This is a genomic window from Sphaerisporangium cinnabarinum, assembly GCF_055567015.1.
In genome coordinates this window covers 178088-194665 of the sequence record NZ_JBVHRG010000011.1, presented here as the reverse complement: position 1 = coordinate 194665, position 16578 = coordinate 178088, and the positions used below count along the sequence as shown (strand labels likewise).

Genomic DNA, 16578 nt, shown 5'->3' with positions numbered 1-16578 from the left:
GGTCGGTCGCGGGCTCGGGTGCGCTCGCGGCCCGCGACCGCGAGGATCGACCCATGCGCAGCTCACTCCTCGACCACGCCGAGCGCTCCGTCGAGCCCGGCAGCTTCCAGCTCCAGAACGACCGCATGCTCAAGGTCGACCTCCGCGGCACGGGCGGGTTCTTCTTCGCGAAGCAGGGCTCGATGGTCGCCTACCAGGGCGACGTCGACTTCGCGTACGAGGGCAGCGGCGGTCTCGGCAAGATGTTCAAGAAGGCGTTCACGGGCGAGGGCATGTCGCTCATGAAGGTCTCGGGCAGCGGCGACGTCTTCCTCGCGCAGGACGCGGACCAGGTCTTCGTGCTCCACCTGGAGGACGAGGGCGTGACGGTCAACGGCGCGAACGTGCTCGCGTTCGAGAGCTCGCTCGCGTGGGACATCAACCGGGTCGAGGGCGCGTCGATGCTCAGCGGCGGCCTGTTCAACACGACGTTCACCGGGACCGGGGCGCTGGCCGTCACCGCGTTCGGCACGCCCGTCGTGCTCGACGTCGACGTCCCCACCTTCGTCGACATGCAGGCCGCGGTGCTGTGGTCGACGTCGCTGCAGTCCTCGATCCGCAAGACGGCGAAGCTCGGTGCCGCGATCGGGCGCGGGTCCGGCGAGGCGTACCAGCTCGCGCTCTCGGGGCGCGGGATCGTCGTCGTGCAGGCGTCGGAGGGCCACCCGCCGCCCCCGGCGAAGTGACCGCGGCCGGCCCCGGGTTCAGAGCAGCAGCACCTGCACGGGGTCACCCGGCGCCACGGCCGTGACGTCGGCCCCGACGACGGCGAGCGCGTCGGCGTGCGCGAGCGCGCTCAGGCGGTGCGAGCCGGAGCCGCGCGCCGTCGCGTCCTCCTCGGGGCGACGGCCCGCGGGGACGACGCGCGCGCCGTCGGGCTCGGTGTGGCGCACGAGGACGAGCTGCTCGCGCCCAGGCGGCGAGGACCACCCCGCGGCGGCGACGCGCCGGACGAGCGGGCGGCCCGTGCCGGGCACGCCGCGCAGCCGGTCCACGACGGGCCGCACGAACAGCTCGAACGACACGTACGCGCTCACGGGGTTGCCCGGCAGCGCGAGCCACGGCACACCCCGCCAGCGTCCGAGACCCTGCGGGCGGCCGGGCTGCATGCCGACCGCGACGAGCCGGGCGTCGGTGACCGCGTCCTGCCACGGCGTGCCCGCGCGGGTCGCGGGGTCGAGCACCTCGCGCACGACGTCGAACGCCCCCGCGCTCACCCCGCCGGTGCTGACGAGCAGGTCGGGCGGGGCGCCGTCGAACGCGTCGAGCAGCCCGTCCAGCGTCGCGACGAGCGCCGCCGCGGAGTCGCCCACGGCCCCGCGCCGGACCACGTGCGCGCCCGCCGTGCGGGCCGCCTCGGCGAGCAGGACGGAGTTGGAGTCCGGGAGGTGCCCCGGTCCCGGCGTGGTCCCCGGCGCCACGAGCTCGCTGCCGGTGGAGAGCACCGCGACGCGCGGCGCGCGGTGCACGCGCACGGTCGCGTGCCCGGCGGACGCCGCGACCGAGACGTGCCGCGCCGTGAGCACGGCGCCTGCCGCGACGACGACGTCCCCCCGGCGCACGTCCTCCCCGCGGGTCCGCACGTGGGTGCGCGAGGCGTCGTGGACCGCGACCGTCGTCGGCCCGCTCCCGGCCGCGCCCGGCGTGAAGCGACCGGTCGACGTGCGCTCGACGGGCACGACGGCGTCCGCCCCGGGCGGCACGGGCGCGCCCGTCATGATCCGGACCGCCTCGCCCGGCCCCAGACCGCCGTCGAGCCCGGGCGGGCCCGCGTCCCCGGCCGCGACGTCGCCCACGACGCGCAGCACCACGGGCGCCGACGGCGTCGCCCCCGCCACGTCCTGCGCGCGCACCGCGTACCCGTCCATCGCGGACGCGTCGAACGCGGGGGCGTCCAGCGCGGACACGACGTCGGCGGCCAGGACGGCCCCCACGGCGTCCTCCAGCGGGGTGTCCGCGGGCGCCGTCGGGCGGACGAGCGCGAGCGCGTCCGCGGTGTGCTGGACGATCGTCCGACTCGGGTCGCGCGTCATGCCCGCACCGTAGCCGAGCCCGGGTGCCGACCTCGGGAGGGTGGGCTACGTTGGGCACCGGAGTCATGAAGCGGCCCGAAGCCCCCCGAACCTTGGGAGGACGACATGGCCTCGATCCCCGTGACCACCCTCAGCCCCGACCAGACGGCGCCCGTGCGCCCCGCAGCGCTCGCGGAGGTGCTTGCCGTGGGCACGCACCTCCTCGTGGGGCAGTACCGCGTCGAGCTCGGCACCGGGACGTGGTGGTGGTCGGACGAGGTGTACACCATGCACGGCTGGGCGCCGGGGGACGTCCAGCCCAGCCTCGACGCGCTGCGTTCGCGCAAGCACCCGGACGACCGCGCCCGCGTCGTGCGCGCCGCCACGGAGGCGATCCGTTCCGGACGCCCGTTCTCGTGCGCGCACCGCATCGTCGACGGGCACGGCAAGGCCCGGTCCGTCGTCGTGACGGGACAGGGCCGACGGGACGCGCGCGGTCGCGTCGTCGAGATCGCGGGGTACGTCGTCGACGTCACCCCGACGCACAAGGAGGCGCTCGAGCGCGAGTCGCAGCGCGCGGTCACGCGCGCGTTCGTCACGCAGGCGGCCGTCGAGCAGGTCAAGGGCGTGCTCATGGCCGTGCACGGCGTCGACGACGTCGCGGCGGGCCAGCTCCTCGCGGAGGCGGCCGGCGAGGCCGGCGTCCCCGTCCAGGAGACGGCCGCGCAGGTCATGCGCGCGCTGAGCAAGGCCGGCGGGGTCGGCCCGACGGCCGAGGCCACGGTCGCGGGCGCGTTCGCCGCCGTCCGCCCGGTCGCGCGGCCCCGCGCCCACGAGGCGCAGCTCGCACGCCGTCGCGAGCCGGCCCGCTCCTGAGCCGGGCGGTCCCGCGCACGACGAGAACGACACGAGAAGGAGGAACCACATGACCGACGAGACCACCTTCCCGGCCCAGCAGCAGGAGCCCCCGGGCCTCACCGGACGCATGGACCCGGTGCCCGACCACGGGGAGCAGTCGTACCGCGGCACCGGGCGGCTCGAGGGCCGTCGGGCGCTGATCACGGGCGGCGACTCGGGCATCGGCCGCGCCGTCGCCATCGCGTTCGCGCGCGAGGGCGCCGACGTCGCCATCGGCTACCTGCCGGAGGAGCAGGAGGACGCCGAGGAGACGGCGCGCTGGGTCCGCGAGGCGGGCCGCACGTGCGCCCTCCTGCCCGGCGACGTCACCGACGAGGCGACGGCACGGGCCCTGCCCGGGCGCGCCGCGTCCGAGCTCGGCGGGCTCGACGTGCTCGTCAACAACGCCGGCTTCCAGATGGCGCGGCGCGAGTCGATCGAGGACGTCACGACCGACGAGATCGACCGGGTGCTCAAGACGAACCTCTACGCGCTGCTGTGGATCACGCAGTCGGCGCTCGAGCACCTGGGCGAGGGGGCGGCGATCGTCAACAACTCGTCGATCCAGGCGTTCCAGCCGTCGACGTCGCTCCTCGACTACGCGTCGACGAAGGCGGCGATCAACAACCTCACGGTGAACCTCGCGGCCGAGCTCGGCCCGCGCGGCATCCGCGTGAACGCCGTCGCGCCGGGACCGATCTGGACGCCGCTCCAGCCGGCTACCCAGCCCGAGGAGAAGATCGAGCAGTTCGGGAAGGACACCCCGCTGGGGCGCGCGGGCCAGCCCGCGGAGGTCGCCCCGGCGTTCGTCTTCCTCGCCTCCCCGACGGACGCGAGCTACGTGTCCGGCACCGTCCTCGGTGTCACGGGAGGCAAGCCCGTGTTCTGACGGGCGCCATCCTCACCGGGGGAGGCGCGGACGGTTCGGCCGAGGGCCGCGTCTCGCTCGGGAAGGGTCGGAGGGTGGGCGTCCGCGCCCGCCCGGGGGCGGGTCCGTCGCGAGAGCGACGGCGCCCGTGAGAGGGTCACCAGCCGCCACGCCTTGTGCGGGCGAGACGGCCGCCGCCCCCGCCCCGCCCCGGTGACGCCCGGGCGGGGCCTCCGGCACGACGTGCCCCGGTTCTCCGCGACGTAGGCTTGCCGCGGAGACAAGGAGAGCACCCATGAGCATCGATCGCAGAACGAGCGCCGAGCCGACCCCGGGAGGATCCGGAGCGCCGCTGACCGAGGTCCCCGTCGTCGACCTGATGGCGGAGGAAGCGACGGTCGCGGGCCTCGTGGCGGACGCCGCCCGCGCCCTGGCCGACGAACCTACGCTGCAGCAGACCCTCGACCGGGTCGTCGAGCTCGCCGTCGCGATGGTCGACGGGTGCGACGAGGCCGGCATCTCGCTCGTGACCCGCCGCCGCATCGAGAGCGCGGCCGTGTCGGACCCGGTCGTCGCGCGCGGGGACGCGCTCCAGTACGAGTTCGACGAGGGCCCGTGCCTCGACGCCATCCGCGAGCACGCGCTCGTGGAGTCCGGGGACGTCGCGGCGGACCCGCGCTGGCCGCGGTGGGCGCCGCGCGTCTCGGGCGAGCTCGGTGTCCGCTCCATGCTGTGCGTGCAGCTCTACACGTCGGAGAACGCGCACGGCGCGCTCAACATGTACTCGGGGTCGCGGGCCGCGTTCGGTCCGGACTCCCACCACCTCGCGTCGACGTTCGCCGCCGTCGCAGCCGCGGCGATCTCGGCCGCGCGGACCGAGGAGCAGCTCCAGTCCGCCGTCCAGACCCGCACGCTCATCGGGCAGGCCCAGGGCATCATCATGGAGCGGTACTCCCTGACCCCCGGCCGCGCGTTCGCCGTGATGAGTCGCGTGTCCCAGGACGCGAACATCAAGCTCGTCGACGTCGCCCGCGAGATCGTCGAGACGCGGCGCATCCCCGGCGTCGGCGCGCCCGTGGGGGACTGAGCCCCGGCGCTCAGCCGCCGGTGGCCGGCTCGTCGGCGCACGGCGCCTCGAGCAGCGCGTCGACCCGGCGTCGGACCGACTCGTCGAGCAGGGGCCCGGCCGTCTCGGCGCCGCCGACCACGCCCTCCACGAGGCGCCGGGCGAGCTCGCGGACGGGGACGTTCACGTCGTTCGAGCGGCGGCGCAGCACCTCGAACGCGTCGTCGGGCCCCGTGCGCAGCGCCGCCATGAGCACGCCCTTGGCCTGCTCGATCACCGAGCGCGACGCGTCCGCGGCCCGGATCGACGCGGTCGCCGCGCGCCGCGCGGCCTCGGCGTGAGCCGTCGTCAGGTCGACGAAGTAGCCCACCACGTGCGCCCAGGGCAGCTCCCCGCCCGGGTTCTTCCCCTGCGCCGCGACGGCGAGCGTGCGAGTAGCGCCCGTCGCGTCCACGATGCGGTGCATGGACCCGAACGGCTCCCCGGTCCGGGCGGCCTGCGCGAGCTCGCTCGCGACCCGCTCCCGGTCCTCGGGGTGCTTGTGCGACAGCACGAGGGCGGTCGTCGGTACGACCTCGCCCGGCGCGAAACCGTGCATCTCGTACACCTCGTCGGACCACCACCACGTGTCGGTGGCGATGTCCACGCGGAAGCGGCCGACCGGCTGGGGGTCACCCGGGCCGAGGGCGGCGAGGAGGTCGGCGAGAGCGGGCGGGACGACGTCGTCGGGCTCGGTGGCGTCGGCGGGCAGGGCAGCGTCCATCGATGGGGGTCCCCGGAGATCGAGCAGGACGGAGCCGATTCCTGACCCCAGCAGAGTGAAGATTATCCCAGCGTCGGCGCGAGGGAGGAAACCATGACCACGCAGGTCAGCGACGGGCGGGACGAGTCGGCCGAGGAACGGTCCGACCGGAACTGGGCGGAGCTGCTCCAGGAGCTGCGCGTCATGCAGATGGGTGTGCAGATCCTCACGGGCTTCCTGCTCACGCTGCCCTTCCAGCAGCGCTTCGGCGACCTCGACACCGTCCAGACCGGTGTCTACCTCGCGCTCGTCGCGCTGGCCGTGCTGTCCACCGGCCTGTTCGTGACGCCGGTGAGCCTGCACCGCACGCTCTTCCGTCGGCACCGCAAGACGACGCTCGTGACCCTGAGCGACCGGATCGCGCGGCTCGGCGTGCTCGTCCTCGCGTTCGTCGTCACCGGGACCGTGCTGCTCGTCGTCGACGTCGTCGTCGACCGGACCGCGGCCCTGTGGTCGAGCGGCTGCACGCTCGTGCTGCTCGTCGGCCTCTGGTTCGTCCTCCCGCGCCTCGTCGCCCGCGACCCGTCCTCTCCCGCCTCCCCCTGACCCCGCGATCACGACCTCTCGCCACACGAGGTAGAGAGGCAGAGCCGTGGTTCGCGCGAGGAAGAGCCCCGGTCGCGCGAGGTAGAGCTGTGGTCACGCGAAGTAGAGCCGTGGTTCGCTGAGGTAGAGCCGTGGTCACGCGAAGTAGAGCCGTGGTCAATCGCGGAGACCGTGGTGGAGCCGGGCGCCGTCCCCCGGCCGCCCCGCGCCGGGCCGGAGGGCCGAGCGACACCCACTGTCCACCATGGGCCGCGGCCTCCGGCGAGCAGGTGATTGTGGCCCGTAGGTCGACCAGGACGAGCCCAGATCACCTGCTCGCCACCGAGTTCCGACGTGAGCGCGGTGACCGGTCGGCGGTGCGGTGCGAGCGCACGTGACACCGCGGGCAGTCGCTCGAGAAGGGGAGACCCAGAGGTGAGACGACGCCGGGCGGGGTGGGTGGGGGTGCCGCGTCGTGGCGGGCCTGGCGAGAGCCGCGAGGAACGAGCGGCGGATGGTAGACGCGGCACCACCACCCACCCTGCCCACCCAGGACGACCACGCGCCGTCGGGCATGACCACGGCTCTAGCCCGCGTGTCCACGGCTCTACTTCGCGTGACTACGGCTCTACTTCGCGTGACTATGGCTCTACCTCGTCTGGCCACGGCCTCTCGCGGAGGGTCAGGAGGACGACGCGGAGGCGCGGGCCCGGACGCCCCGACGGACGGGGCCGAGGGTGAACAGCAGGGTCAGCAGGGCTGTGAGGGCGAGCAGGCCGAAGCCGAGGCCGTAGGTGCCCTCGAGCTGGTAGACGGCGCCCATGAGCAGCGGCGGGATGAACCCGCCGAGGCCGCCCGCCGCACCGACAAGGCCGGTGACCGCACCGACCTTCTCGACCGGCGCGACCTTCGAGACGAGGGCGAACGTCGCGCCCGACGACGCGCCGAGCGCGGCGGCGAGGCCGAGGAACGCGATCGTCCCGACCGGCACGAGCGACGGCTGGAACGCGACGACCGCGGCGAGCGCCGTGACGACGGCGAAGCACACGACGGACACGGGCACGCCGCCGAACCGGTCGGACAGCGCGCCGCCGACGGGCCGCATGACGACGGCGAGCACGACGAACCCGGCGGTGCGGGCCGCGGCGTCGGACGCGGTGAGGTCGTAGGCGTTGACGAGGAACGTCGGCAGGTAGACGGAGAACGCGACGAACCCGCCGAACCCGACGGCGTACAGCCAGGAGAGCTGCAGGGTGGCGGGGAGGCGGAACGTCGCCCAGGTGCGGGACCAGAACCCGCCTGCGGGGGCGGCCGCGCGGCCGGGCGGGACGCGCAGCAGCAGCCACGACACGACGGCGAACACCGCGAGGACGGCGGCGACGAGGAGGAACGGGGCGGCGTCGCCCCACGCGTCGCGGATGCGGACGGTGGTGAACGCGGAGATCGCGGTGCCGCCCATCCCCATGCCGAAGATCCCGACGGCGGTGCCGCGCCGCGCGGGCGGGTACCACGCGTTGACGAACGGCACCCCGACGGCGAACGCGGTGCCGCCGAGACCGAGGAAGAACCCGCCGACGATCAGCCAGACGAAGCTGTCCGCGACGAGCCCGACGAACAGCACGGGCAGGATCGTCAGCGCGCTGACCAGGGGGAACATGATGCGCGCGCCGTACCGGTCGGTGAGCGCTCCCACGGGGATGCGGCCGAGCGACCCGACGACGACCGGGACGGCCACCAGCACGGACACCTGCACGTCGGTGAGGTCGTACTGCTGCCCGTACGCCGCGCCGAGCGGGCTGATGAGCGCCCAGGCCCAGAAGTTCACCGCGAAGCCGATGGTCGCGAGGACGAGCATGAGGGTCGGGGAGGTGGACGTCGACGTCGTCGTCGCGGCGGGTCCGGCGGCCCTGCCCGCGTCCTGCTGCGCCATGGCGACTCCTGGGGGGAGGTGCCCGTCGTCGGGCACGGGGGAGGTCGTTGCGTCGAGCACCTCCACGCTAACGACGCTCCCCGCGCCGCGCGCGGGGAACCCCCCGTACCGTGGGGGCGTGCTCGACTGGCTCTTCGGGGGCGTGGCCCTGCTCAACGTGTACGCGCTCGCCCTCGTGGTGCTGCGCGCACCGCTGTACCGCACGCGCCTGTACCGGCCCATGCTCCTCAACATCGGGCTCTCGATCGCGCCCGTCATCGTGCTGGGGATCGTGGTCGTCGTCGACGCGGTGCTCATCGCGGGCGGTGCCCCGTCGTGGGCGGTCGTGGCGTGCGCCGTCCTCGGGTTCGGCGTCTGGCTGCTGCTCCTGCCGAACGCGGGCTACCTCGTCACGGAGCTGAACTACAGCCACCGCCAGGAGGGCGAGGAGGTCCCGCTCTGGTACGACATCGTGGCCGTGCTGACGCTCGCCCTGTCCGGGGTGATGAACACGCTCGTCAACGTGTTCCTCGCGCAGGCGCTGCTCGCGATCGTGCTCTACCCGGACGACGACGCCCCGTTCCGCCGGCCCGTGTCGTGGGTCGTGGTGCTCGTCGTGCTGGCGCTCGTCTCCGTCGGGATCTACCTCGGCCGGTACGTGCGGTTCAACAGCTGGGACCTCGTCCACCCGGTCCAGTTCGTGCGCAAGCTCGTGCGGCACTTCCGGGCGCGCGGCGCCGCGCTGGACGCGCTGCTCTTCGTGCTCCTGCACACGCTGTTCTTCGCGGTCATGTACGCGATCGTCATGGGCCCGGTCACGACGCTCCTCGTGCGCGGGGCCTGACGGCCCGTGGCGGTCCAGCGACGGTCCCGTGGCGGCCCGTAGGATGCGCGCCGTGACGTCGACCGCGCCGAAGGCCGCCCGGGGCGTGCCGCTGCTCCGCGCCGTCGTGGGCACGTGGCCGCGCCGCGTGGCGCTCGCCGTCGTCCTGGGGGCCGTCGTCGGCACGACGGCGGCCGGCGGGCTCGCCCGCCACGACGCCGCCGACGCGGGGCCGGCCCGGGCTGCCGCGGGGGAGCCCGTCGCCACGGGACCGTTCGACCTCACCGTGCGCTCGTGGTCCGTGACGGACACCGTCCAGGTCTCCGCGCTGGAGGACTCCGGGGCGGACGCGTGGCTCGTCATGGTGGTGGGCGCGCTCGACACGGACCGCGAGTCGCGGCGGCTCGACCGCACCGCGGTGACGCTCCCCGACGAGCTGCCCGGTGGTCTGGCGCTCGCGGGCGACGCGGAGCCCGACCGCCCGGACCCGACGCTGCTCGTGCGTGACGCGTCCGCGTACCCGGTGCTGTCGCCGGGCCTCGCCGACGACGTCGCGCTCCTGTGGCCCGTGACGGTGCCGGGGCAGGGCCGTGCGGTGGTCGCGACGCCCGACGAGCTGCTGACCGTGACCGTCCCGACGTTCCGGTACCGCGACATGACGGTCGGCGGCGGCCGGCGGTGGGCCGAGACGGGCGCCGTCACGCTCGTGGACGTGCCGGCCGGGGACGTCCCGCCGGAGATCGTGGACCCGCCCGAGACGGAGGACGGCTGGTGACCGAGGAGGCGACCGCCGTGGCAGCGGTCGGGCCCGAGGCGCCGGACGCGCGCTCGCGGCGGACCGGCCGGGCCGTGACCGTGGCCCTGCTCGTCCTCGCGGTGGGGGCGGGGGCCGCGGTGTCGCGCGTCGACACGTGGTGGCCCACGCTCACGCCGACGACGTCGCGGGGCGCCGTGGGCGAGGTCGTGACCGCGGGTCCGGTGCGCGTGCGGGTCGACGACGTCCGCACCGGCACGACGCTCGACGACGGCGCCGGCCCGCTGACGACCGACGGCGTCTGGGTCGTCGTGGACCTCGCGGTGTCCGGGACGACGGGCGAGGCGAGCGTCGACGTGGTCGAGCTGCGCGACGCCGTCGGACGGGACCACGAGGCGTCGCACCGTGTGAGCAACCAGGTGCTGAGCACGTTCGCCGACCCGGACGTCCCCGAGGCGGGGACCGTCGCCGTCGAGGTGCCCGCGCGGGCGCTGGAGGGCGGCCTCGTGCTGCGTGTGCTCACGGAGCACCAGGACGCGGACCTCGACCGTCCCCAGGCGATCGCCGAGGTCGACCTCGGCCGCGTCGCGCCGCCCGCCGCGGGGGACTCCGTGGAGACGGTGCGTCCCGCGCTCGTCCCGGGCGGGTGGGACGCGTGAGCGCCGGCTGGTGGCGGACCAACCGCTGGTGGCTGCCGGTGCTCGTCGTCGCGCTCGGAGCCCTGGGCTGGCTGACCTGGCGGTCGGACGAGGTACAGGCCTGGTGGTCGGGCGAGCCGCGCGTCGCGCACGCCGCGGACGCCGAGGGGTGGGCCCAGGTCGGGGACGTGCGGGCCCGGCTCGCGGGTCTCGAGGCGGTCGACGGGCTCGACGACGGGTACGGCGGCCGGATCGATGCGCCCGACGGCTACACGCTCTGGGCGGCCGACGTGTCGCTCCGCTCCGACGCGCCGCCCGCCCCCGAGGGCGCGGAGGAGACCTTCTCGTCGTGCGAGGTGCTGCTCCGGGACACGGCCGGCCGGGAGTTCGCGGCGGGCGCGTCGGCGCTCGCGGGCATGCCGTACCCCGAGGCGCCGGGCTGCACGGGTGCCGTCTCCAGCCGCAGCACGCAGTACTTCCTCACCCCCGACGACGCCGAGCCCGCCGAGGTGCGTCTCGTCGAGCCGAGCCTCCTGCCGGCGTACTGGTCCCTCCCCGTCGCTGACGTCGGCTGACCGCCGCCCGGCGGGGTGCCGCGTCAGCGGGCCGCGGCCGCGCCGACGGCGGTCGGCGCGCTCTCCGTCCCGGTGTCGACCACGGGGCCCGGCTCGGCCCGCCGCGCCGCGCGCCGCGTGCGCAGCGCGGACGGCAGGCCCAGGCTCGCGAGCAGCGCGTCGGCCGCGGCGGCGAGCAGGACGGTCGTGAGCACCTGCACGACGACGGTCCCGACCGTCTCCAGCGGGCCGACGAGCGCGCGCCACGCGACGATCCCCGGCTGGCCGACGACCGCCTGCGCGGCGGTGAGCACGACCTGCTCGGTGAGCGTGAGGAGCGCGAACGCGACGCAGAAGAGCAGCACCGCGCTCCAGCGGCTGCGCCACAGCATCCCGAGCGCGCCGACGAGGCCGCCGAACCGCCGGCCCGGGTCGAGCATCAGCGCCCAGGCCCGCTGGGCACCGCTCTCGCCGAGCGTCCGGTTGAACCGGTCGACGGCGCGGGCCGTCCGTCCGGTCGCGTCGCCGTCGCTGGGCGCCGCGTGGGCGGGGTCGACGACGTCGATCGCCTCCACGCCGTACACGATCGTCCCGAGCGTGAGCCACGCGAGCGGGACCACGAGCCCGGTGACGACGCCCGCGACGAGGAGGGACGTCGTCGGACCCACGGCCTCGACGAGCGGCTTGAGCGCGTCCACGCGGGCGACCACGCCGTCCCACCAGGTCGTCACCTCGACGACGACGACGCGCGTCGACCACCACTCGCGGACGCGACCGACGAGTGCCGTGACGGTGAACGCGCCGACGACGATCCACACGACCTCGCAGTAGCCCGCCGCGATGCGCACCGCGGCGGAGCGGGCGCTGCGCCGGGCGTCGTCGTCGCGCGCGGAGGCGCCGCGGTCGAGGCGCCGCGCGAGGCGTTCCAGCAGGGTGCGGGCGAGCAGCGCGCCCGCGACGACGAGCACGACGGTGAGCCCGAAGCCCTCGGGGACGGGGCTGGCGGTCTCGATCCCCGCCCCCGCCGCGAACGCGTGGTCGAGCGCGGCGGAGTCGATGTACGCCTGCCAGTCGGAGGACAGACCGCCGTAGAACTCGTAGATGACGAGGTAGGGGACGAGGACCGAGGCGATCGATCCGAGCAGCGCCCGGACCTCGAGCCGGTCCCGCTCCGTGCGCGGCTCCCGCCGCAGCACGTGCAGCATGACGACGATCCCGACGACCGTCGCGAGCGGCGAGAAGCACAGCACCAGGAGGCCCAGCACGCCCGACGACGGCGCGACGGCGAGCGCGGCCCGCAGGGCGAGCTCGTGCAGCACCTGCGCGAGGACGGCGACCGCGACGAGCGCGGGCCAGTGCCGGGCCAGGAGCCGGCCGGCGTCGGCGAGGACGCGCAGGCCGGCGCGCAGCATCGGGTCCTGAGGGGGCGTCGGGCTCGCCGGCGGGGCGGTCACGCGCGCCAGGCTACCGGGCGGCCCGGCCTCCCTCGCGCGGAGGGAGGCCGGGCCGGACGTCAGGCGCGCGAGGCGAGGCGGGCGACGACGCGCTTCGCCTCCTTGCCCGCGAAGCGGCGGGCGAGGACGCCGACGCCCGCGGCGACGGCCGCGAAGGTCACGGCCTGGACGACGCCGACCTCCTCGTCGTCGAGGTCCTTCGGGGCGTCGTGCCCGGTGACCTTGGCCCAGACGAACGTCACGAGCTTCTGCGCGGCCCAGCCCGCGGCGAAGGTCAGGGCGACGGTCCCGACCTTGAGGGCCAGGGTCTGCTCGGTCTCGTTCGTGTCGGCCACGAGGGGTCCTCCGTCGGTCGGGGCGCCGGGCGGCGCCGGGCGTGCTCGCACGACCACCGTAGTGCGAAGTCGCCGCCCACGCGCCGCCCGGCGCGCTCGCCCGGCGCGCTCGCCCGGCTCAGTCGTGGCTCACCGCGTCCAGGACGGGGAGGCGTGCGGCGCGCACCGCGGGCCACACCGCGGCGACGACGCCCACGACGCCCGCGAGCACGAGCATCGCGCCGAGCTGGGCCCACGGCACGGCGAGGGTCGTGAAGCCCTCGTCCGCGAGCACCGACGGGAGCGCGGCGGCGAGCCCGGTCCCGACCACGAGCCCGACCGCCGTGCCGAACACGGCGACGAGCACGGACTCGATGACGATCGTCGTCGCGAGCTGGGCCCGCCCGAGCCCGACGGCGCGCAGCAGCCCGATCTCGCGCGTCCGCTCCGCGACGGACAGGGCGAGCGTGTTGACGATGCCGAGCACGGCGACGAGCACGGAGAGCCCGAGCAGCGCGTAGACGATCGCGAGGACCGACTCGACCTGTCCCGCGACCTCCCCGGCGAACTCGTCGGCGTCGAGCACGGACGCGACGACGTACGGCGCGACGGCGTCGGTCACCGCGGCCCGCACGGCCGGGAGGTCCGCGCCGGGCTCGGTGTCGAGGAAGAGCATCTCCGTCGTCGTCGCGCCGACGGAGGCCGCCACGTCGGGCGGCAGGAGCAGGTCGACGGAGAACGCGTGCGAGTCGACCACCGCGCCGATGCGCACCTCCCGGGCCGGGAGGTCGGGCCGTGCCGGGTCGGCGAGCGTCAGGACGTCGCCCAGCGCCCAGCCGTGCTCGTCGAGCGCGTCCGCCATGACCGCGGCCTCGCCCCGCGCGTACGCGGCGAGGTCGCCCTCGGTCGCGGTCGTGCGCACGGAGCGGCCGAAGCCCTCGGCGGGGAAGCCGACGACGAGCTGCGGCTCGCCGTCGACGACGACCTGCCCGTACGTCGTGACGTCGACCGCCGTGACGCCCGGCACGGTGCGGACGTCGCCCGCGACCCCGTCGGGGAGGTACGGCGTGGCCGAGCGGACGACGAGGTCGGCCGCCGTCTCCTGGTCGACGATGTCCTGCACGGAGGTCCGCGCCGACAGCGCGAGGACGGACGTCGTCGAGACGAGCGCCATCCCGACGACGAGCGCGCCCGCGGTCGCCGCGGTCCGCCGCGGCTGGCGCGTGACGTTGCCGCGTGCGAGGCCGCCCAGCGGGCGGACCAGCGCGACGAACGGCGCGGCGAGGACGGTCAGCACCGGGCCGACCGCGAGCGGGGCGAGGAGGAGCACGCCCGCGACGACGCCGGCCGCGCCGAGCCCGAGGAGGGGCGCGCCCCCGCTGCCGGCCACGGCCGCCGCGACGACGAGCCCCACGCCCGCGAGCAGCGCGAGGGTCCCGACGGCGGCACGGACCCGACCGGTCCCGGCGGGCCGGACGACGTCGGCGCGCATCGCCTCCACCGGGCGCACGAGCGCGGCGTGCCGCGCGGGCAGGGCCGCGGCGAGCACCGAGACCACGATGCCGACCACGAGCGGGACGACGACCCCCGCGGTCGTGACGGGCAGCGTGCCGGACAGCTCCATGCCGACCGCGCCCAGGCCGGTCCGGGCGAGCTCCGCGAGGCCGAACCCCGCCCCGACGCCGAGCAGCGCGCCCACGGCCCCGACGACCGCCGCCTGCCCTACCACGGAGCCGAACACCTGCCCGGGCGACGCGCCCACCGCGCGCAGGAGCGCGAGCTCGCGCGTGCGGCGTCGGACGTGCATCGAGAACGTGGTGGTGATGATGAACGTGCCGACGAACAGCGCGAGCGCGGCGAACACCAGCAGGAACGTCGAGACGAACCCGAGCTGGTCGGTGATCGCCTCGCTCGTCTCGGCGCGCAGCTCCGCCCCCGTCAGCGCCTCGGCGCCCGCGGGGAGCGCGGTCGCGACGGCGTCCCGCAGCGCCTCCGGGGAGACGTCGTCGGCCGCGTACAGAGCGACCGACGGGACGAGGCCGTCGGGCGCGTACGTCGCGGCGGCGGTCCCGGCGTCGAGCAGGACGATCGTCGCGCCCGCCATCGGCGCGGACAGCGAGACCTCGCCGACCACGCGCACGGGCCGCACGGCGTCGCCCAGCACGACGTCGGTCGTGCCGCCCACCGCGAGGCCCGACGACGCGAGCGTCGCCGACTCGAGCGCGACCTCGCCACCGTCGCGGGGTGCGCGGCCGTCGACCACCTGCGGGCCGGGGTCGCGGGGGTCGTAGGCGACGCCGATGCTCGGCGCCTGGCTGCCGAGGACCGCGGTCCCGTCCGCGCCCACGAGCACCGCGGGACCGCTCACGTCCGGGAGCGCGAGCGCGACGTCGTCGCGCGCGCCGAGGTCGCGCGCCAGGTCCGCCGGGACGAGGCTGCGCGCACCGCCCACCTGGGCCGACGCCGACATCAGCGCGTCCCCGGCCGACGACGCGCCGCGCACGTACGCGTCCGCCTGGACCGACGAGGCGACGATGCCGTCGAACGTGGTGGCGAGCATCGCACGCAGGGCGAACGTCCCGGTCACGAACGCGACGCCGATCGTCACCGCGAGGACCGAGAGGACGAGCTGCGCGCCGTGCGCGCGCACGCCGCGCAGCGCGATCCGGCCCATCATCGGGCGGCCGCCGTCGTCGGCACCCCGGCGGCGCCCGCGGGCGCGTGCGCCGGCGACGGCGCGGCGGGCGTGAGGGCGCCCAGCGTGTCGAGGACCGCCTGCGGCGTCGGGTCGTGGAGCTCGGTCACGAGGCGGCCGTCCGCGAGGAAGAGCACCCGGTGGGCGTACGACGCGGCGGTCGGGTCGTGCGTGACCATCGCGACGGACTGGCCGAGGTCGTCCACGGACGCGCGCAGGAAGCCCAGGACCTCCGCGGCGGCGCGCGAGTCGAGGTTCCCCGTCGGCTCGTCCGCCAGCACGATCGCGGGACGCGACACGAGCGCCCGCGCGCACGCGACGCGCTGCTGCTGCCCGCCCGACAGCTCGGCGGGCCGGTGCCCCAGGCGGGGGCGCAGGCCCACGGCGTCGACCACGCGGTCGAACCACTCCCGGTCGACGGGACGGCGGGCGATCGCGAGCGGCAGCACGATGTTCTCCTCCGCCGTGAGCGTCGGCACGAGGTTGAACGACTGGAAGACGAACCCCAGGCGCGTGCGCCGCAGGCGCGTCAGCCGGCGCTCGCTCATCGCGGAGACGGTCTCTCCGTCGACGACGACGGTCCCCGCCGTGGGGGAGTCGAGCCCTGCGAGGCAGTGCAGGAGCGTGGACTTCCCGGACCCGGACGGGCCCATGATCGCGGTCAGCCGACCCTTCTCGACGTCCACGTCCACGCCGTCGAGCGCCCGGACCGCGGCCTCGCCGCGCCCGTACGTCTTCACCAGCCCGCGCGCGGTCGCGATCGCGGGTCGCGCACCGCCCTCAGCGCCCTCAGCGCTCTCAGCGGGCGGGCCCTCGCGCGGGGTGCTCCGCTGTGCCGCACCTGTCGTCGTCACGTCCTCGTCCGTCCTCTCGTCGTGCCCCTGCCGGCGCGTCGTGGCTCACCGCGCCGCGTCGTGTCCTGGTGGCCGCCGGGCTCCCGGCGGCCGTACCGACCCTCCCGCGACGCGCACGCCCGCGGCATCGGGGACGAGCCCCGAGCCGCCCCTGGTCCGCGGTCGCCCGTGCTCAGGGTCCTCTCAGGGGACTCTCGGGGTGAGGGGCCGGTGTAGGCTCGCGGTGAACGACAGGGGAGCTCCTGGAGGAGCTGAGAGTGCGGACCACCGCAGACCCTCGAACCTGATCCGGTTAGCACCGGTGGAGGAAGTCGGGAATCTCGATCACCTGCTCGCGCGGTCCGTCGCGCCCACCCGGCGCGCGGCTCGTCGGG

16 protein-coding genes and 1 riboswitch are annotated in these 16578 nt (G+C 75.7%); of the genes, 9 read left to right on the top strand and 7 right to left on the bottom strand.

From position 1 onward, the window contains the following. Positions 1–53 precede the first annotated feature (53 nt). Positions 54–725: an AIM24 family protein gene (locus ACZ4MO_RS16385; protein ID WP_175009340.1), complete on the top strand. Its 672-nt coding sequence runs from the start codon at positions 54–56 to the stop codon at positions 723–725. An 18-nt stretch (positions 726–743) separates the two neighbouring features. On the opposite strand, the gene ACZ4MO_RS16380 is transcribed toward ACZ4MO_RS16385, so the two are convergent. After that, positions 744–2072, bottom strand: a complete 1329-nt coding sequence (locus ACZ4MO_RS16380; RefSeq protein WP_175009339.1) for a molybdopterin-binding protein — start codon at positions 2070–2072, stop codon at positions 744–746. Positions 2073–2177: 105 nt separating this feature from the next. Here ACZ4MO_RS16380 and ACZ4MO_RS16375 point away from each other — a divergent pair, with 105 nt between their 5' ends. The 3 genes from ACZ4MO_RS16375 (at position 2178) to ACZ4MO_RS16365 (ending at position 4903) form a co-directional block, all read left to right on the top strand. Then, the gene (locus tag ACZ4MO_RS16375; protein ID WP_074803380.1) at positions 2178–2927 is read left to right on the top strand and encodes a PAS and ANTAR domain-containing protein; all 750 of its coding nucleotides are present in this window, start codon (positions 2178–2180) and stop codon (positions 2925–2927) included. A gap of 49 nt (positions 2928–2976) precedes the next feature. Continuing rightward, complete coding sequence (locus ACZ4MO_RS16370; RefSeq protein ID WP_074803377.1) at positions 2977–3837, top strand: SDR family oxidoreductase; 861 nt, start codon at positions 2977–2979, stop codon at positions 3835–3837. Positions 3838–4111: 274 nt separating this feature from the next. Next, the gene (locus tag ACZ4MO_RS16365) at positions 4112–4903 is read left to right on the top strand and encodes a GAF and ANTAR domain-containing protein (RefSeq protein ID WP_255437287.1); all 792 of its coding nucleotides are present in this window, start codon (positions 4112–4114) and stop codon (positions 4901–4903) included. A gap of 10 nt (positions 4904–4913) precedes the next feature. Here ACZ4MO_RS16365 and ACZ4MO_RS16360 read toward each other — a convergent pair whose 3' ends face one another. Further along, entirely contained in the window at positions 4914–5645 is a 732-nt protein-coding gene (locus tag ACZ4MO_RS16360) for an ANTAR domain-containing protein (protein ID WP_175009338.1), read from the bottom strand. A gap of 93 nt (positions 5646–5738) precedes the next feature. Between ACZ4MO_RS16360 and ACZ4MO_RS16355 the strand changes: the two genes are divergently transcribed. Beyond that, complete coding sequence (locus tag ACZ4MO_RS16355; RefSeq protein ID WP_175009337.1) at positions 5739–6230, top strand: DUF6328 family protein; 492 nt, start codon at positions 5739–5741, stop codon at positions 6228–6230. A gap of 661 nt (positions 6231–6891) precedes the next feature. On the opposite strand, the gene ACZ4MO_RS16350 is transcribed toward ACZ4MO_RS16355, so the two are convergent. After that, a complete protein-coding gene (locus ACZ4MO_RS16350) occupies positions 6892–8139 on the bottom strand; it encodes an MFS transporter (protein WP_175009336.1) in 1248 nt (415 codons plus the stop codon). Positions 8140–8257: 118 nt separating this feature from the next. Between ACZ4MO_RS16350 and ACZ4MO_RS16345 the strand changes: the two genes are divergently transcribed. From ACZ4MO_RS16345 to ACZ4MO_RS16330, 4 genes are read left to right on the top strand one after another with little or no spacing between them, the layout of a single operon-like run. Next, positions 8258–8962, top strand: coding sequence for a DUF1361 domain-containing protein (locus ACZ4MO_RS16345; RefSeq protein ID WP_186810454.1), 705 nt, complete (start codon positions 8258–8260; stop codon positions 8960–8962). A gap of 52 nt (positions 8963–9014) precedes the next feature. Beyond that, a complete protein-coding gene (locus ACZ4MO_RS16340; RefSeq protein WP_175009334.1) occupies positions 9015–9716 on the top strand; it encodes a hypothetical protein in 702 nt (233 codons plus the stop codon). Then, positions 9713–10354 (top strand): DUF4352 domain-containing protein, encoded by a 642-nt coding sequence (locus tag ACZ4MO_RS16335; protein WP_175009333.1) that lies wholly within the window; start codon positions 9713–9715, stop codon positions 10352–10354. The genes ACZ4MO_RS16340 and ACZ4MO_RS16335 overlap by 4 nt, the downstream gene beginning before the upstream one ends. Continuing rightward, positions 10351–10908 (top strand): hypothetical protein, encoded by a 558-nt coding sequence (locus ACZ4MO_RS16330; RefSeq protein WP_175009332.1) that lies wholly within the window; start codon positions 10351–10353, stop codon positions 10906–10908. The genes ACZ4MO_RS16335 and ACZ4MO_RS16330 overlap by 4 nt, the downstream gene beginning before the upstream one ends. A 23-nt stretch (positions 10909–10931) precedes the next feature. On the opposite strand, the gene ACZ4MO_RS16325 is transcribed toward ACZ4MO_RS16330, so the two are convergent. The 4 genes from ACZ4MO_RS16325 to ACZ4MO_RS16310 form a co-directional block, all read right to left on the bottom strand. After that, complete coding sequence (locus ACZ4MO_RS16325; protein ID WP_175009331.1) at positions 10932–12341, bottom strand: hypothetical protein; 1410 nt, start codon at positions 12339–12341, stop codon at positions 10932–10934. Positions 12342–12400: 59 nt separating this feature from the next. Further along, entirely contained in the window at positions 12401–12676 is a 276-nt protein-coding gene (locus ACZ4MO_RS16320; RefSeq protein ID WP_163188741.1) for a DUF4235 domain-containing protein, read from the bottom strand. Positions 12677–12794: 118 nt separating this feature from the next. Then, entirely contained in the window at positions 12795–15332 is a 2538-nt protein-coding gene (locus tag ACZ4MO_RS16315; protein WP_342779595.1) for an ABC transporter permease, read from the bottom strand. Continuing rightward, the gene (locus ACZ4MO_RS16310; protein ID WP_175009369.1) at positions 15329–16111 is read right to left on the bottom strand and encodes an ATP-binding cassette domain-containing protein; all 783 of its coding nucleotides are present in this window, start codon (positions 16109–16111) and stop codon (positions 15329–15331) included. The genes ACZ4MO_RS16315 and ACZ4MO_RS16310 overlap by 4 nt, the downstream gene beginning before the upstream one ends. Before the next feature lie 315 nt (positions 16112–16426). Further along, positions 16427–16531: riboswitch (TPP riboswitch) on the top strand. The last annotated feature ends 47 nt before the right edge of the window (positions 16532–16578 follow it).

Excerpts from the sequence above, each read along its gene's own strand:
- ACZ4MO_RS16370 (WP_074803377.1), top strand. The coding sequence starts at position 2,977 with ATGACCGACGAGACCACCTTCCCGGCCCAGCAGCAGGAGCCCCCGGGC.
- ACZ4MO_RS16365 (WP_255437287.1), top strand. The coding sequence starts at position 4,112 with ATGAGCATCGATCGCAGAACGAGCGCCGAGCCGACCCCGGGAGGATCC.
- ACZ4MO_RS16380 (WP_175009339.1), bottom strand. The coding sequence starts at position 2,072 with ATGACGCGCGACCCGAGTCGGACGATCGTCCAGCACACCGCGGACGCG.
- ACZ4MO_RS16375 (WP_074803380.1), top strand. The coding sequence starts at position 2,178 with ATGGCCTCGATCCCCGTGACCACCCTCAGCCCCGACCAGACGGCGCCC.
- ACZ4MO_RS16360 (WP_175009338.1), bottom strand. The coding sequence starts at position 5,645 with ATGGACGCTGCCCTGCCCGCCGACGCCACCGAGCCCGACGACGTCGTC.
- ACZ4MO_RS16315 (WP_342779595.1), bottom strand. The coding sequence starts at position 15,332 with ATGATGGGCCGGATCGCGCTGCGCGGCGTGCGCGCGCACGGCGCGCAG.
- ACZ4MO_RS16355 (WP_175009337.1), top strand. The coding sequence starts at position 5,739 with ATGACCACGCAGGTCAGCGACGGGCGGGACGAGTCGGCCGAGGAACGG.
- ACZ4MO_RS16350 (WP_175009336.1), bottom strand. The coding sequence starts at position 8,139 with ATGGCGCAGCAGGACGCGGGCAGGGCCGCCGGACCCGCCGCGACGACG.
- ACZ4MO_RS16385 (WP_175009340.1), top strand. The coding sequence starts at position 54 with ATGCGCAGCTCACTCCTCGACCACGCCGAGCGCTCCGTCGAGCCCGGC.